This window comes from Streptomyces sp. NPDC028910, assembly GCF_055564955.1.
Genome location: NZ_JBVHVF010000002.1, coordinates 65,365 through 81,735 on the forward strand (window position 1 = coordinate 65,365; position 16,371 = coordinate 81,735).

The 16,371-nt window shown below is 71.1% G+C and carries 8 protein-coding genes; 2 read left to right on the top strand and 6 right to left on the bottom strand.

Annotated features, from left to right (window positions below; genetic code table 11):
- Nucleotides 1–85 precede the first annotated feature (85 nt).
- Nucleotides 86–1,591, bottom strand: coding sequence for an FAD-binding oxidoreductase (locus ACZ4TV_RS02985; RefSeq protein WP_468130040.1), 1,506 nt, complete (start codon nt 1,589–1,591; stop codon nt 86–88).
- A 151-nt stretch (nt 1,592–1,742) separates the two neighbouring features.
- Here ACZ4TV_RS02985 and ACZ4TV_RS02990 point away from each other — a divergent pair, with 151 nt between their 5' ends.
- Both ACZ4TV_RS02990 and ACZ4TV_RS02995 read left to right on the top strand, forming a co-directional pair.
- Complete coding sequence (locus tag ACZ4TV_RS02990; protein ID WP_468130041.1) at nt 1,743–2,555, top strand: IS110 family transposase; 813 nt, start codon at nt 1,743–1,745, stop codon at nt 2,553–2,555.
- A gap of 465 nt (nt 2,556–3,020) precedes the next feature.
- Nucleotides 3,021–3,890: an aminoglycoside phosphotransferase family protein gene (locus ACZ4TV_RS02995; RefSeq protein WP_468130043.1), complete on the top strand. Its 870-nt coding sequence runs from the start codon at nt 3,021–3,023 to the stop codon at nt 3,888–3,890.
- 757 nt (nt 3,891–4,647) lie between these two features.
- Here ACZ4TV_RS02995 and ACZ4TV_RS03000 read toward each other — a convergent pair.
- The 5 genes from ACZ4TV_RS03000 to ACZ4TV_RS03020 form a co-directional block, all read right to left on the bottom strand.
- Complete coding sequence (locus tag ACZ4TV_RS03000) at nt 4,648–4,890, bottom strand: EF-hand domain-containing protein (protein ID WP_468130696.1); 243 nt, start codon at nt 4,888–4,890, stop codon at nt 4,648–4,650.
- Nucleotides 4,891–5,215: 325 nt separating this feature from the next.
- The gene (locus ACZ4TV_RS03005; RefSeq protein ID WP_468130045.1) at nt 5,216–6,877 is read right to left on the bottom strand and encodes a hypothetical protein; all 1,662 of its coding nucleotides are present in this window, start codon (nt 6,875–6,877) and stop codon (nt 5,216–5,218) included.
- A gap of 32 nt (nt 6,878–6,909) precedes the next feature.
- Nucleotides 6,910–10,518, bottom strand: coding sequence for a hypothetical protein (locus tag ACZ4TV_RS03010; protein WP_468130047.1), 3,609 nt, complete (start codon nt 10,516–10,518; stop codon nt 6,910–6,912).
- A complete protein-coding gene (locus tag ACZ4TV_RS03015) occupies nt 10,515–12,749 on the bottom strand; it encodes a hypothetical protein (protein ID WP_468130049.1) in 2,235 nt (744 codons plus the stop codon). The genes ACZ4TV_RS03010 and ACZ4TV_RS03015 overlap by 4 nt, the downstream gene beginning before the upstream one ends.
- On the bottom strand, nt 12,746–16,030 hold the full coding sequence (locus ACZ4TV_RS03020; protein WP_468130051.1) for a DUF6603 domain-containing protein: 3,285 nt from the start codon (nt 16,028–16,030) through the stop codon (nt 12,746–12,748). Before ACZ4TV_RS03020 ends, ACZ4TV_RS03015 begins: the two co-directional genes overlap by 4 nt.
- Between the last annotated feature and the right edge of the window lie 341 nt (nt 16,031–16,371).

Below are 16,371 nucleotides of genomic sequence, written 5' to 3' on the forward strand. Positions count from 1 at the left end.
GGAAGCCCCCGGCCGCGTGCGCGTGAACCGCATGCGGCTGAGGGGCATTTCGGACGGCACCCTCCGTGCGGCGAGGCTGGCAGTCTCAGACCCGGGGACGGCCGACGGCTTGCTGATAGCGGAACAGACCGGCGGGGTCGTAGCGTCGCTTGACGGCGACCAGGCGGTCGTAGTTGCGGCCGTAGTAGGCGTGCTGCCAGTCGTGCAGGTCCGGGTCTGGGAAGTTGACGTAGGCCGCGCGGGTGGACAGGCGGCGGCGGAGCATGTGGTGGGCCGTGCGCGTCTGTTCCAAGAGGGCGCTTACCTCGGTGGGCGGGGTGCCGGGCTTCCAGTGGGCGCCGATGTCGATCACGAAGGTCGCGCCGCGGTGCGGGTAAGCCGTCTGGTCCGGGTGGGGCGCGGCGCTTTCACCGCCCATCGCGAACAGGGTCACGTAGCCGGTGGCCCGGCCGGGTCCGGGCTGCCAGCCGCGTGTCCAGTCGGCGACGGCGGCCACCGTGTCGGGGGTGGGCCACTGGTCGGGGACGAGGGACTTGGAGGCGTAGGCTTCCTTCGCTCCGAGGGGTTCCATGAGGTAGTCCTGCGCGTGCCAGAATCCGCGTTCCTCGATGAAGGCCCGCGTCGGTCGCAGCTGCAGAAGGGGCGTGAACAGGCGTCGCAAGGCGTTCTCATCGCCGAGCCGCTGCCCGAGGAGCCAGAGCGTGGTGGTGCCGTCGCCGGTGTGCTTGAAGCCGACGCGGACGTCGAAGTCGTTGCGGCGGTCCGCGTCGAGGATGTGGCGCAGTTCTTCCATCACCTGGACGCCCGCGTCCAGTGCGAACGTCAGGTCGAAGACGGTGGCGCGCAGCCGGGCGACGGACACGGCGTCGAAGACGAAACCGGTGTTGATGCCGAAGTTGCCGCCGGCTCCGCCCCGGCAGGCCCAGAACAGGTCGGCGTTCTCGTCGTCGGCCGCCCGGACCAGCGTCCCGTCGGCAAGCACGACCCGGGTCTCGGTGAGCCGGTCGCAGGTAAGACCCCACTTACGGTCGTTGAACCCGAGCCCGCCGCCGAGTGTCAGCCCGGCGACGCCCACTTCTGGGCAGCGCCCACCGGGGAAGTACAGGTCGGCCGCACGGGCCGCGTACACGTCGGAGTTCGTGGCGCCGCCACCCAGACGCAGCCGCTGCCCTTGAGGGACCACCTCCTTCAGCGCGCGCAGACTGATCACCAGACCGGGAGTGGTGGAGTAGCCCGCGTAGTTGTGCCCCCCGGAACGAGGCGCGAAGGGCACGCCGTGCTTGGCGCACCACCGGATCGCGGTCGCCACGTCGCCCTCAGTCGCACAGGCGAGGACACCGGCCGGGCGGACGGATGCGTAACGCTGGTTGTCGGGAGTCGCCCGTGCCGTGTACTCCGCACCCCCCGGGCGGTAGAGACGGGCGGCCGGACTGAGGCTCCGCCTCAGTTCACGCCAGGCGGCCGGCTCGACACCCCCGCCCTCGAAGAGAGGACGGGCGGCGGCCGCGCCCCCGCCGCCGAGCCCGATCAGGCTTCCGGCGGCCACGACGGCCGCCCCGGTCCGCAGCACTTTTCGTCGGCCGATCTCCACAGGCGAACCCCTTCGAGGTGGCTGGGGCACCGGGCAACAGGCCCGGGCACAGGCGGCAGAGGCCCTGGCTGGTGGGCCGGACCCACGATGAGGGCACACCGGGAACGTCACTCACTGTGACACCGAAGAATGGCGGTAATTCACGCGAACGGTGGCAGGTGAACCGACTCCTACGACCCGGCGCTGGGTCTGGACCGACACCATCGACGCCGAAGCGGCAGCTCACGCCGTGTTGTCCGGCAGAGCCACCGCAACGGCGAAGCTCGGCGATGGCCCGGCCGAAGCACTCCGCCTTTTCAAGATGGCCAAGGTCTCGGCGGTCAAAGCCCGCACCCAGGCCATCAACCAGCTCAGGGCCGTCCTCGTGACGGCCAGCCCGGACTTACGGGAACCACTCGACGGACTGACCATGCCCAAACTCGTCCGGGCCTGCCTGACCCTGCCAAAGACCGCAGCCGGCACGGCCACCGCGGCGGCCGTCTTCACTCTGCGGCTCCTGGCACGCCGAGTCGAAGAACTCGACGCCGAGATCGATGCTCTGAAACAGCAGATCACCGACGTTCTCAGGCAGCACACGCCCGATCTGCTCGAGTGCTACGGCGTCGGCCCGGACACCGCGGCAGCCCTCCTCATCGCCACCGGTGACAACCCTGAGCGACTCCGCAGCGAGGCCTCGTTCGCCTCACTCTGCGGGGTGAGCCCGGTCGAAGCGTCCTCGGGCAAGACCCAGCGCAGAAGACTCAACCGCGGGGGCGACCGGCAGGCCAACTCCGCCCTCTACACCATCGTCCTGGCCCGTCTGCGCTGGGAGACCCGCAGCCGCAACTACGTCGAGCGACGCATCGCCGAAGGCAAGACCCGACGCGAAGCCATCCGCTGCCTCAAACGCTATCTCGCCCGCGAGCTCTACACGATCACCATCCGAGCCCACACGATGCCCCAGGACCAGGCCCTGGCCGCTTGACATCCATAGGGGCATCAAACGCGACTACATCTTCGACGGCACCCTGGCCACCGCCGCCATCGTCATCTGGCTCCGCGACCTCATCAAAGAGCCATCAGACACTGCCTAGCGCCGCCGCCCTCGCCCTTGTCCCTCTGGGCAGAGCCCCCGCGGCCGTGACAGCGGGCGTGCTTCTCTTCGACGGGCCGCCCGACGCCACCAGGCGACCACGAACGCGCTGTAGGCACCCATTGGCCGCCAGTCCCGCTTCGTTCGGCGGCACACTCCTCCATCGCGCCTGTCCGTCACCGTCACGTTCGATGGCGTGAATCGCTACGTGTACACGGCCCGCCGAATCAACTCGGCATACCCACATACCTGCACAATCAATACATCCAAAGCATGGCGCGACCGCTGCGCAGCCTCACCTCCACTCCCGCTGTCCCACGCGATTCGGAGATGACCCTTATGGCGTACGACGCCCCCTTGCCTGCCGACCTCCGGCAATGGGTCACCGGCCACCTCAACGGTGTGGTCAAGGCCACGGACGTCTCCTGGCCCCGCGGTGACTCCAGGGTCTGGCGGGTGGCCGCGGGCACCGACCACGCCTTCGTGAAGCTGAGCCCGAGCCCGGAGGACTTCGCCCGTGAGGTGCGCGGGTACAACTACGCGGAGCTTTCCCTTGCCGCCCACGAGGCGCCCCGCCTGCTCGCCGCAGACCCCGGCCTGCAGGCCATCATGACCTCGCCCCTGCCCGGCCGCGTCGTCCGAGGACTTCCCCTCGAAGCAGAGGAGGAACGGAAGGTACACCAGCTCGCCGGCCGTCTGATCAGACGCTGGCACGATCATTCCGGCCCCGTACTGGTCCAGGAACACGAGGCCATCCTGGCATCTGTGACCGACCAGGCCAACGAGGCCGCCGCGTGCTTGGAGAGCGCAGCCCCGCACCTCGATGACGGGCAGCGCTCCCTCGTCAAGCGGGTATACGAGGAGCTGCCTCTGTTGGCCGAAGACCTTCCGATCGTCTACCGGCACGGCGATTACTCCACCCGCAACTGGCTGTGGCACCCCGAGCACGGCTACGGCGTGATCGACTTCGCGTTGTCTGCCCACGGCATCGCCGTCGAGGAATTCGTGGGGCTGTGCGGCTCTGCGTGGGCACCGCGCCCCGACCTCAAGACCGCCTTCTTCAAGGGCTACGGGCGCTTGCTGTCGAACGCCGAGCACCAGGCCCTGCGCCTGTTCACCACGAGGCTGGGCGTCTCGTACCTGAACGCTGGCCTCACCAAGAAGGAACCCACACTCGTTGAGCGCGGCCAGCTCATCCTCGCCCGCATGGTGCACGAGTACCGGTAGCAAAGCCGAACTGCCAGCCTGGAGAGCCGCATGCCCTCCTCGGCCGCGGCCACACTGATCGCGCCGCAACGCCGACCCCTGCCGGTCCGATCCAGCCATTGACCACGACGAGGGATCGTGACCTTGTCGCCGCAGGTAGCAAGAGCCCCGTCAGCCACCGTCCTCTGGCCTGCTGCCTGAGGGTTCGCGCCACTCCAGGTGCGTTGGCGCAACGGCTCGTACTGGAGCGGTTGGTGGCACGTGTGGTGCGGTGAGGACGGGTGGCCCCGAGCCTCCCGGCTGCAGCCTCGGCTGCCGCCGGGAGGGGTGGCCCTGGTCGGGCCAGGGGGATGAGGGCGGGGATCTCCCGGTAGAGGGACCTGACCGTGGAGAGGGGCTTCTTGAGCCGGAGGTCGTAGCGGATGCACGCCGTGCTGGTCATGAAGACGACCACATGACGGCCGTACGCTCGATCGAGTGCGGAAAGCGGCAGGACAGCCTGGAGGCCCTCCACGAATTCAGGGGCGATCCAGGTGTCTGGGCCAGAGCCTGAGCCGGGTCGTCCTTCAGGAAGGGCTGGCCGCGCTCAGCCGCCGCCTTCCGGGACTGAGGCTGGCAGTACCACGCCGCCAGCTGTCCTTCCGTGACGACAAGACCGTGTACGGGGTGGAAGGCCTGCCGGTCACGTGGTGAGCGGCAGGCAGACGTCTGTCGGTTCGTGGTGGCCCTTTCCCGCGGGGAAGGGCCACCACACGGCGGACACCGCCTCCAGCGAGCGTCAGACGGCCGGTGCCGTAGTGTCCGCGAGTGGGCCGTACAGCCAGTTCCCCGGCGCCTTCTCATCCGTGCCGAGGAAGAACTCCTCGAAGGCCCGCGCGAGTTCCTCGCGGCTGATGTGTCCGTCACTGTCCCGGTCCAGGCGCTCGAACGCCTCCAGCGCCGAGGCCGGGGCGACTCCATAGGCTCCGAGCCAGCGCGTGAACTCCTGCGCGTCGAGGGCGTCGTTGCCGTCGCGGTCCATGCTGGTCACCGCCCCAACAGGCACGACATGATGGCGGGAACAAGCGTACGACGAGAGTGGACAGCCTGAAGGTCCGTGACCGGTGCGGGGCCAGCGCGAGAACCCGCCAGACTCCGCGAGACGGTCGATTGTGACATCGCGGCGTCGCCAGGTGCGGACCGTCTCGGGAGCGATCCCGAAACGGCGCGACACCTAAGCGATCGGGCGGCCCTCGGCACGCTCCAGCACGATCTGCGACCGAAGCGACAGACCTTGAGCGGTCGGACGAGGCCGCACCCAACGCTCAAGCACGGTCCGCTGGGCCAGGTCTCACTGGGCCACCCCTTCACAACACCGTTGCCTCGGCGCTCTCCTCCGGCTTGGCGTCGACCGGGAGCGCGGCGTCCTCGGCGAGCAGCCGGAGGTATTCGGCCATGCCCTCCTCCGAGTCGTCGAGCACGTAGGGGGCTTCGCCGGAGACGGTCATGAGGTCGGCCTGCTTGCCCGCCGCCGACCAGGCGAGCGCCAGGGCCACATTCGACCACCAGCAGCTTCCGTCCACCGTGAGCCAGGCCTGGATCTGTTCGCCCTTGCGGACCGGAACCGTGAGGTTGTACTCGGATCCGCCCCCGACCTGACGGAGCATCGGGGCCGCGCAGTAGTGGTAGCGGCCCGCGACGATCAGAGTGAGGTTGGCCTTGTACCCGATGTTCTTCTCCATGCTGGTGGCGTCGAACTGCTTGACCGAGCAGACCAGGATGCCGTCGGTCTGGGCGGTTGAGGTGAACTTGTTGCCCGAGCCCGGGGCCTGCCCCCTGTTCCAGAACCGGATCTGCGCGCGCTTGAAGAGTTCGGTCGCCCCCGTGAAGACGGTGGTGCCGGACAAGGTGGTCGCCCCGCTCAGCGTGTTCGCGCCGGCGAGTGAGGCGGTCCCGGCCACCGACAGCGCGGCGTCGACCTTGAGCCCGGCGGGCTGGCTCACCCGCAGCGGGTTCGACCCCGAGCCCCGCACCGAGCCCAGCACGGTGAGGGTGGTGCTCTGGGATCCGGCGACGGTGACGTTGTCGTTGAACGTGCTCGCGCCGCCGACCGAGAAGGTGCCGGCCACCTCGGCCTTCGCGTCGACCTTGAGCCCGGCGGACTGGCTCACCCGCAGCGGGTTCCCGCCCGCGCCCCGGATGCTGCCGGCGACGCTGAGGTCCTTGGCGGCGTTGTCGAGGCTGACCGTGTCGGAGAAGACCGCGGGCCCCTGGACGGTAAGGTTCCGCACCACCAGGTCGGGGACGCGGACGGTCACCGCCGTGGTCAGGGTGTGGGTCAGCGTGGTGCCGCCCTCCGCCACCTCGGCGCGGAGCATGAAGCCGGTGACGGTGGTGAGCCCGACGGGCGTCGTCCAGGTGCGCTCCTTGTCGAGCGGTACACCGGCGGGCGCGTCCCCCCAGTACATCGTGTACTTCGCCTCGGAACCCTCCCAGCGCAGGACGGCCGCCTCACCGTTCTCCACCATGATCTTCTCCGGTGCGAAGTTCCGGAACACGAATCCGGCGGGGAACTTGTCCACCTCCACGGCGGCGTTCTTGTCGGTGAAGCTCCCGTTCGTCGGGGAGGAGTTCTCCACGATCTCGATCGAGACCTGGCCGGGGGCCCGGTTGATCTCGATGTTGGACAGCGTCAAGGACACGATCTGTCCGGTGAACTGGACCGCGCGGGCCGGGGTGAAGGTGATCACGGCGAAGCCGCCGACCACGCTGGGGGCGGACGGGGTCCAGCCGGTGCTGGCCCCGGTCCTGATGGCCGCGCCGTTGTCGGTGAGGTGTCCCGCGCCGGAACCCAGCGGAACCCGCACGGTGATCTTGTTGCACCAGGCGGGGGTGGTGATGCCGGCGCCGACGTTGATGTTGATGGAGCCGTACTCCGTCTCCTCCGCCGAGCTCACCCGGAGGGGGTTGGGGTCGGTGGACGGCTCGTACGGGAGCAAGTTGGTGGAGTTGACCATCTGGATGCTCATGGGGTCTTGTCTTCCCTTCCCTACAGGGCGTTTCAGGAGGATTGGGTGGCGTCGAGTACCAGGTAGCCGTACCGGGCGTGGGGCGCTGGATCGCCCGGGTGCGCCGACGCGTCGGCCGGTACGATCGCCAGCTCGGCCCACTCGGTTTCCGCGCCCCGGGGTTCGGCCCAGGACCACGCGCCGTGCCACGAGGCGGGCTGGGGCAGGACCACTCCGCCGACCGGGTTCCCATCGGGGCCGGCGGGGCGCTCGGGGGCGAGCAGCGGGCCCAGGCGGAAGGCGGCGCGGATGCGCCGCACCGCGTCGGAGACGAGGTCGTCGGGGAGTGCGACCCGGGTCACCGGAAGGATGTCCGTGGTCGCGTGCACCGGGGCGTACGGGTCCATCAGCAGCGTCAGGTGGTGGGTCACCGGCTGGTCGGGGGTGCGGGCGGGGAGGGCCAGGCCCCGGCCTTCGGCGATGGGCTCGACGTAGCCGTCCCCGCCCCCCGCTCCCAGGATCGTGTGGAAGACCTCGTACGAGGTGTCCTGGTCGGGTCCGGTGGCTCCGCTGAAATAGCCGACGAGCCCGTCCCCGAGCACGCGTTCGTTGCCCAGCCGGACGGCCCAGCGGTACGTGTCGTACTCCTCCGCGGGCTCCTCCAGTACGGCGTCCCAGCCCGGACTGCCGACCAGCGGGCCTTCCAGCTCAATGCCCAGGTCTGCGCGGACCAGGGCGAGCGGGCGCCCCAGCAGCCGCAGGGGCGAGCTGTCGTCCTGGGCGGCGGGATCGGTGATGGTGTCCAGTGCGGCGTCGATGGTGTCGAGCAGCCCGGCGAACGCGGCCGCGGGCTTCTCCAGCAGGGGCCGCAGGAAGCCGGCCAGGTGCGGCAGGGCGGCGGCGAAGGAGTCCGTCTGCGGGTCGGGGTGCGGGGAGCCGGGCAGCGGAAGCCAGACGGTGTCGTCCTGGCCGGCCGTGTTCCTGACGATGCGGACCTCCCCCAGGGCCTGTCCGTCGGGGGCGTGCACGATGAGCGTCTGGTCGAGGTGGTTGAGCAGGAGCCAGCCGGCCAGGGGGTTCTCCGCTGTGTCGGCACGGGTCATCGGGGACAAGCGGCTCCCGTCGGCCGCGCGCACCGTCTCCAGGCGCAGCCGTGCTCCCTGGAGCAGCCGGGGCCCGAGCTGGACGAACCTGGGGCTGCCGATCAGGTCGTCGTCGAGCATGGCGTCGGGCGTGACGCTGTCGCCGCGCGTGAGCTCGACCCCCTCCTGGTTCTGGTGGTTGACGATGTCGAAGCTCCGGCCGAAGCGGTCGACGATCCGCAGGTCGTGGAAGAAGAACTGTCCGGCCCGTACGGGCTGGTAGGGGCTGCCGGGGTCCCCGGGCGGGGGTTCGACCGGGCCGGGGTCGGGTACCCGTTGGACGTCGCCGACGAGGCCGGCGGTGTCGGCTGGGACGTGCACGGTCGTGCGGGCGGCGCCGTCCTGCTGGAGCAGCCAGTCGTGGAAGCCGTCGAGCCGCTGGGAGAGCAGATCGGGGTCGCCGAGCTCCTCCTTCAGGGCGAGGAGGCCCTCGGCGGGGGCGTCGGAGTAGGTCTCCAGGTAGCGGTCGATCTGGTGCGCCAGTACGTACGGGGCAGTCGGGGTGAGGAAGGCCCGGTTCTTGAAGGTAAGCCAGCGCAGGTCGCCCTCGCCGCTCCCGGGCTGGGCGCCGCTGCCGGACCACGTGTAGCGGTGCCCGTTGAAGGTCCAGTGGGTGTCGTTCCCGGTCTGGTAGGGGGTGGGGCAGTAGCGGAGCTCGAACTCCATGTGCATCGGCAGCCAGGGCTGGCGCCACGGGGCGGTGTACTCGGGAACGGGTCCGGCGGTGCCGTCCGGGTCGGCCAGGGCGGCGGGGAGGTGCCCGGAGCGGGCGACCTGGTCGAGCAGGGCGAACTCGGCCAGCAGCGGGGTGCAGGCCGCTGGGAGGCCGGTGAGGTCGGGCGCCGGCGGGGTGGTGGGCCGGTCGATCCACTGCCCGTCGGCCTTGATCCGGGTGAGCAGTGCGTCGGGGACGCGGCAGCGCAGCGGGGTGTCGCGGGTCAGCGGCTGGGTGGCGCCGGTGTTCCTGATCAGCACCACCGGGTCGGCCGGGCGGTAGTAGGACTCGCGCGCCGTGCGTTCGAGCACGTACTCGGGGGCGAGGCCGTGCGCGGTGGCGTAGGCGTCGATGGCAGCCTGAAGCTGCTCGGGCGTGCCGCCGGTGGGCAGTTCGGCGGCGAGGGCGTCCTGTTCGGCCAGGAGTGCGCGGACGCGGGCGGCGAGACTGCCGGCCCGGTCGGGATCGAGTTCCGCGTCGGCGCGGGCGTCGAAGCCGTCGGGGCGCCCGGGGGTGAAGGGCGGGACGGGCTTGTTGCGCAGCCACCAGATGTTCCACAGGCGCTCGCGCTCCCGCAGCAGGGTGGGGGTGAGGCCGTCGTACTGCTGCTGGGTGCGGTTCAGGGCGGCCAGCCACTCCGGTTCGGCGGGCCGCGGCGGTGCCTGTGCGTCGCCGTCGACGGGCCGCGGGGAGATCCGCCAGAGGTGTCCGCCGCTCGAACCGGAGAACCACGAGTGGTGGGTGATGGTGTCGAGGTCCACCTCCCCGTCCCCGGTGTCGAGCGTCTCCAGGGTGCCGTGGAAGAGGGAGCGGACGAGGTCTCCGGTGCGCGCGGAGCGGCTCTGGCGGGCCGCCAGCCGGCCCATGGCCTCGGCGGTGCTGCTGCCGAGGGTCAGCATCTCGCTCAGTTCGACGTTGCTCGGCTTGTCCGAGGGCGGGGTGGCGCCCTCGCGCTGCCAGGGGATCCCGAGCGCGGTGCCGTGGTAGACGGTGGTGCGCAGTCCGGCCTCGGTTCCCTCGGGGGCGGCCCAGCCGAGGGCGGCCAGCAGGTCAGCGACGCCGTCCGCGTCCGGGGGCAGCAGGCCGGGGATGTCCGCGGCGGCAGCGAGGAACTCTGGGTTGTTCCCGTACCAGCCGACGACGAGGTAGCTGAGCGTGGCGTCGGGCGGGTAGTTGTCGAGTTCGCCCTTCAGGTCCTGGAGGGTGTCGTGGAGGGAGAAGACGTCCTTGTTGTACGGCTGGTAGGCCGCGAACCCGGGCAGTCCCGGTCCGGCCGCGGTCAGGTGCGGCGGCTGGGCGGGCGGTTCGGTCCACGGTCCGTCGGACAGGGCGTGGCGGCGGCCCAGGAAGGTCATGCCCAGCGGTTCGCCGGGCCGCGACTCGGGATCCGGGTAGGGGTTGGTGCCGTACAGCGGATTGCCGTCGGCGTCCTGGACCGGGCGGCTCTCCAGGTAGTCGCTGTGGACGATCCAGCCGGTGACGGAGGGCGCCGCCGCTCCCGGGGCCGTGGCGTAGCGGACCACCAGCCAGCGGTCGGGGGCGTAGGGGAACGCGGTGTCGCCGGTGGCCTGGTCGACGTGGCCGTCGGTCAGGACCTCGGGCAACTGCCAGTGGACGTAGACGCCTTCGGTGTCCGGGCCCATCGTCTCGAGGCCGACACCGGGGGGTGGTTCGGCGCCCGCCCCTTCGTCGGTCATGGCGGTGAAGTTCGGGGTCCAGCGGTTGAAGGTCTCCGCGGTGCGGGTGAGCCGGTTGACGACGAGGGCGTGCACCTGGACGGGGACGACGAGGTCGGTGGTGCTCATCGGAGGGTCTCCGTCCTGGCGGGGGCGGCGGCGGGGCTGGTGATTTCCTGCTCCAGGGGTGCGTTGACGAGCTCGATGGCGAGTTGTCCCGGGTCGAGGTCGGCCAGCCCGAACGTCCCCGCCAGCGGCGGGACCAGTCCGCCGTCGCCGAAGAACCGCAGCACGGCCGGTCCGTCCTCGGGGCCCGGACGGAGGTGGAGTTCGGTGACGGTTCCCTGCCCGTCGGCCGGGTAGAAGGTCTCCAGTGGTGTGCCGAGGCCGGGGCCCGGGGTGAGGTCGCGCAGGCTGATGCGGTCTCCCGCGTCGATCCCGTAGTGGATGCCCTGGCCGGGTTCGCGCAGGACGACCGTGTCGGGGACGCCGTCCCAGAGCACCATCATGGTCTCGGGGCCGGGCATGGCCCTGCGGAGTTCGGTCAGTTCGCGGTCACCCAGGCAAGCCGTGATCACCATGTCCGGCCAGGCGGTGACCAGCGCGGAGCGCAGGAGCATCCCGGCCGCGGCCACGGGGGTGGTGGTCTTCCGGCGGGCGGCGCGGTTCAGTTCGGGGGCGAGCTGCGCGTCGATGGAGGTGTGGACCGCCACGTCGGCGGCCCCGGCGACCAGGGCTTCGATCCAGGCCGGGTCGATACGGAACATGCGCAGGGATTCGGGCGGGAGCATGCGCGGGTCGGGTACGAGGTGGTGGAACGGGAGTCCGTGGAGCAGGCCGAGGCGGGCCTGCCAGGCGGCGATGGCGTCGGTGTTGCGGTCGGCGGTGGCGCGCAGCACCGCCGCATTGCGTTCCTCGCCCAGCAGTGCCCGCATCCCGCTCCTGGTACGCGGCGGGGCGGGGGCGCGGCGCCCCTCGGTGTCCGGGAGCTGCGCGCCCTTCAGGCCGTCGGCGAGGGTGCGGCGGAAGCCGGCGGAGGCCAGCTCGCGCAGCGGGCCCAGGGCGGCCGGGCCGTCCTGTACGGCCCGCGCGCCGGACATCAGCGCGGCGGCCTGGTTGGCGAGTTCGCGGCGGGCCCGGGTGACCGCGGTGGTGTAGTCGGGGTCGGCCAGGCCGATGGTCCTGCCCAGGGTCCAGGCGGCGGCGTAGCTCACGTCGAAGAGCCCGTGCTCCGAGTCGTAGACGAGTGCGTGGTCGGCGGTGGTGTGCGGACCGGCCGGCCGGCCGTCGGGCAGGGCGGGGGCGGTGACGGGGGCGCCCGGCCCGCGGTACCACGCGTAGGTCAGTTCGCCGGACAGCAGGCGGTGCGGCACCGCGACGTACCCGAGCCGGAGCCGCTCGTACACGGCGCGCTCGACGGGGTCCGCGCCGTGCGGGGGGTCGGCGGGGAGCCGCAGGGCCAGGCGCTCGGGGTCCGGATCGTCCGGCCCGACGAGGTTCTGGAGCAGGGTGCCGGGGTCGGAGGCGGGGCCGTCGCTGCTGGCGAAAGTCCAATGGTGGAGGGAGGCCAGACGGACCGCGGTGGTGCCGGACGGCAGGGTGCCCGACAGCCGGCCCTCGAAGCCTTCGAATGAGACGAGGTGGACGACGTACTCCCCGGGGGTGCGGGGGAACCGGTTGGCGGTGACTACCCCGTACTCGCCGGGCGCGAGCACTTCGCCGTCCGCGCGGGCCGCCCCCGCCGCGGCGACCTTGCGGACGTGCGCGAGGTAGTACATCTCGTCGTCGTGCGGGGCGACGGCGGTGAAGAGCTCGGCCGGCACGTCGATGGTGGCGCACTTGCCGGCCGCCTCGGAGTCGCTGACGCCGCCGTCGGGCAGGACCGGCCCGATGACGCCGGGTTCGGCCGGGTGGCGGAGCTCGTCAACGGTGCGCAGGACGGTCGCGCCGATCGCTCCGGGGTCGTCGGGAAGCTCGCCGGCGCCGAAGACCAGCAGGGCCAGCCACGGCGGCCGGGCCTCGGGACCGCTGCGGGTGCCCGCCTGGTTGCGTTCCCACGGCAGGGTGGCCCGGTTGAACGTGATGTGCGGCAGGGTCCGGCCGTACGAGGACCGGCTGCCGGGGGGCGGGTACAGCGCGTGCACGGTCGCCTGGGCGAGAACGAACCGGGCGGCCCGGATCTCGAAGGTCTCCTCGGTGGTGGGCAGCCGGTCCGAGGCGTCGAGCTCCCCATCCGCGTCGGTGAGCGTGTTGTGCACCTGGACGCGGTACGTGCCGGGGGTTGCCCGGGGGATCAGGTGGTCGAGGAAGTTGACACGGAGCGCGGGCTCGCTGGGCAGGGTGGGCACGGTGGCGGTCACCTCGTCGCGGTGGTGGTCAGGGGCGGGGTGGTGAGGCTGCGTCCGGCCAGCCCGGCGTAGCCGGTGAGGGGGCTGTCGGCGTCCGCGCCGACGCCCGCGCCGAACCGGGCCAGGGCGTCGAGCACGCTGCCGCGCAGCTCGGCCACGTCCGGGTCCGCGACGGTGCGTTCGATGAGGGCGATGCTGTCCGGGTCCAGCGCTGGCCGCGGCCCGTCGGGAGCCGGGTCCCGCAGTGGCATGTCGCCGTCCGGGAGGCCTTCGTACGCCAGGGCGTCGGAGGTGACCGTTCCGGTGTCGGTGCCGTAGTCGGGTGCGGGCAGGGTGACCTTGAGGCCGGTGAACCGTCCTTCGAGCAGGTGCTCGCCCTTGAGGGCGTCGCCGGGCTTGGCCAGCGGTTCGCCCCACAGGCCGGGGGCGACGGCAGCGGTGACCTCGGTGAGCGTCCAGAAGTGGGCGGCGGGGTCGAACGGCGTGCCGTCCTTGGTGATGGCGACACGGTGTTCGGAGCGGACACCGGTGCGGCGCATCGGGCGGATGTCGATCGGGCCGTGATGCGACTCCTTCCACAGGACGTCGTTGACGTAGAGGTGTGAGGCGGGGATCCCGGCCTCGGTGGTGAAGCTGAAACCGGCGCAGGAGACGAGCACCGGGTCCTTGGCGGCGGCCCGGACGGCGGCCTCCGTCTCGTCGACGTCGGCGAGCAGCCCCTCGTTGGGGGTGATCCTGACGGGCGCGGGGATCTGGGTGCGGAACTCGGGCCAGTCCACGCTCGGGGTGTGGTCCCGGGCCGAGCCGAAGCCGAAGCTGAAGGAGATGAACCAGAGTTTGACCGTGGCCCGGCCACCGAAGGGCGGCAGCCACAGGTGCAGGCCCACGCCGACCTCGACGGAGATGCGCACCTTGATGAACGCCACCTTGACGGTGGCGGCGACGCCGATGCTGATCCCGAGGGAGACGTCCATGTAGAAGGGCTTCCACTGGACCAGCACGTCGAGGTGGGCTGTGAACCAGGCCGACAGGATTCCCTTGTCGTAGACGGCGGCCAGCCGGCCGCCGAACATGAGGGCCGCCGGAGTGACGGCCGCGTACGCCTCGGCGCGCACGGTGATGTCGGAGGCCGGGGACCAGACGAACCCGAGGCGCTGCGGGCGCGGGTAGTGGACGGGGGCGTTGTAGGCGGGGTGGTAGCCGCCGAGGCTGACGACGAAGTCCCCGGCCTTGGCGCCGCCGGTCCACGCGTACACGGCGAGGCCGCCGGTCAGCACGATGGACGGGTCGAGCACGTAGCTGCCGGGGAGCAGGGCGACGTCCATCGAGAGCCGGTGCTCGTCGGAGACGTAGGCCAGACTCAGCCCGATGTTGACCTTGGCGATGACCCGGGCGGCGGGGTCGGCGGTGCGGGGCAGGGTGACCGAGGTGCGGCCCAGCAGCATCACCTTCACCGAGTCGCCGAGCTCGATCACCGCCAGGGCCTTGGTGTCGATGAAGCCGAAGCTGGTGAACTTCACTCCGGCGGCGATCCAGTGGTTGCCCAGGTCGGGGCGGATCCAGCCCGTGGGGCCGGTCAGGGCCTTCAGGGCGTCCTCGGGCGTGTAAGGCTCGGGGGCCGGCATGCCGGGCAGCGCCTGCGCCGCGTCCAGCCGTGCCACCAGGGGGAATTCGGCGATCTCGGTGCCGGTGGGGACCCTCTTGAAGGAGCTGTTGACGCCGAATCCGGCAGAGAATCCGGTGACGGTGAACGGCGGCGGGCCGAACAGGGCGGCTCCCCCGGCCAGGGACGCCTCGCCGTACAGGAAGACCGAGTGCCAGCCCTCGGTGCTGCGCGCCCAGACGGCCTGGGCGCCGACCTCCACCGCCATCGCCCGGACCAGGAGCAGTCCGGCGAGTTCGAAGTCGAGGGAGGGGTCCTCGGGTTCACGGTTGAGCAGGCCGCCGCTGATGGCGATCAGGCCGCTCGCGGCGGTGGCCTCGATGGTCATGCCGTGCAGGAAGGGCAGGAGCGGGAAGCCGCCGCTCATGCCGACGTAGAAGCCGAGCCCGGCGACGTCCCAGACCAGCGAGCCGACGGTGGCACTGCCTTCGAACGAGACCAGCAGGCCCTTCTTGACGTCGTACGTGAGGACGATCTGCTCGAGATGGACCGGTCCGAGGGTCTTGTCGATCTCGAAGGCGTACTGGAGCTTCCACTTGCGCTTCTCGCTCTCGTCCACCGCATCGTCCTTGGGCGGGATCGTGATCACCACCGCGGGGGCGGGGGTGCCCAGGACCGAGAGGTACACGGCCGCGTTGGGGCCCTTGGTCAGGGGTACGCCTGCCGCCTCGTTGGCCGCCGGGAGCTGCTGGAGCGGACCGAGGTTGTACTCGGTGATGACCTGGTTGATCTTCCGCGCGTCCTCGCCGGACAGGGCGACGGAGACGTAGATGATCTGGAGGGCCGGCAGGGACAGCAGTCCAGAACCGATCATGGGTCCGACCAGGGGCAGCCCGGACGCGTCCCAGTCGGTACGCACCCGGACCAGGGCGACGGTGGTCGCCTTCGGCTTCCCCTCATCGTTCAGATGCCCGAGCGCGGTGGTGCGCAGCAGCAGCACCTCGACGGGTTCCGGGCCGGTGCCCTGGTCGATCGGGGCGACGGCGGTGACCATCATGTTGTCGGTCTTGCCCATGGGGTGCTGGTGCAGCCGGACTTCCTCCAGCCAGTCGACGAGCGGGCCGGGCAGTTCGATACCGTGTTCGCCGAGTGCCTCCAGGAGCGGGGCCACCAGCGGGCGCTGGCCCTCTACGGCCTGGGCCGCGCCGATGGAGTCCTTGCGGAGCTCGGCGCGGAACTCGACGGACTTGTCGACGGCGCTGCCGAGGTGGAAGGCAGCCCAGGGGCCGGGCGACGGGCACTGCCCGGCCTGCGCGCCGTCAGGGCCGGCGGCGAGGAGGACGCGCAGGCCGCGTCCGCGCGGGGCGAGTTCGGTGAGGTCGACCCGCGCCACGGACGTCTGGAGCAGCCAGGTGGCGGGGGTGGCCTCGAAGACGAGGCCGGTGACCGTGCCGCCGGCGGCGGTGAAGCGTGCGGTGGCCGGCATCGTCTCGTCGGCCAGGGTGACGCTGCCGGTGACGGTCAGCGCGGACGGGTCGGCGGTGACCCCGGTCAGGACCAGCTGCCCTTCGGGTAGGTGCTCGAAGGTCGTCGACTCCTCGTGCCAGCCCAGCCTGCTGGTGTCGAGTTCGAAGAGGCCTGACGCCTCGGTGGGGAAGAGTGCGCGTAGTTCGTCAACCGTCAGTGCCATGGGAACAACCCCCGCAGGTGAACACGTCCATACCGGCTTGTGCTGGTGACCTTACGGTGGCGCAGCGTGACATCAATGGACGCGGCAGTCATTGGGGCGGAAACAGGACTTCTAGGCCTGAAAGATGGTAGATGGATCGATTTTGCCGGGCGATTTAGGAGGAATACCGCTTCTATGCCGGTCAATTCCAGCCGCCCGAGGCCTGCTCGGGGGCGAATGCGTACGAGACTGCGTGCCGCACCCCTTCCCGGTACGGCAGTGGACCGCGCCCCGAACCACCCGCCGGTATCCGCCTCGGCCCGGGAAGAGGAGTGTCACGCGCACGTCGCCCCACAGCCGTC

Bases quoted from the DNA above. Each gene is read 5' to 3' on its own strand.
- ACZ4TV_RS03000 (WP_468130696.1), bottom strand. From the start codon at position 4,890: ATGGACCGCGACGGCAACGACGCCCTCGACGCGCAGGAGTTCACGCGC.
- ACZ4TV_RS03005 (WP_468130045.1), bottom strand. From the start codon at position 6,877: ATGAGCATCCAGATGGTCAACTCCACCAACTTGCTCCCGTACGAGCCG.
- ACZ4TV_RS03010 (WP_468130047.1), bottom strand. From the start codon at position 10,518: ATGAGCACCACCGACCTCGTCGTCCCCGTCCAGGTGCACGCCCTCGTC.
- ACZ4TV_RS03020 (WP_468130051.1), bottom strand. From the start codon at position 16,030: ATGGCACTGACGGTTGACGAACTACGCGCACTCTTCCCCACCGAGGCG.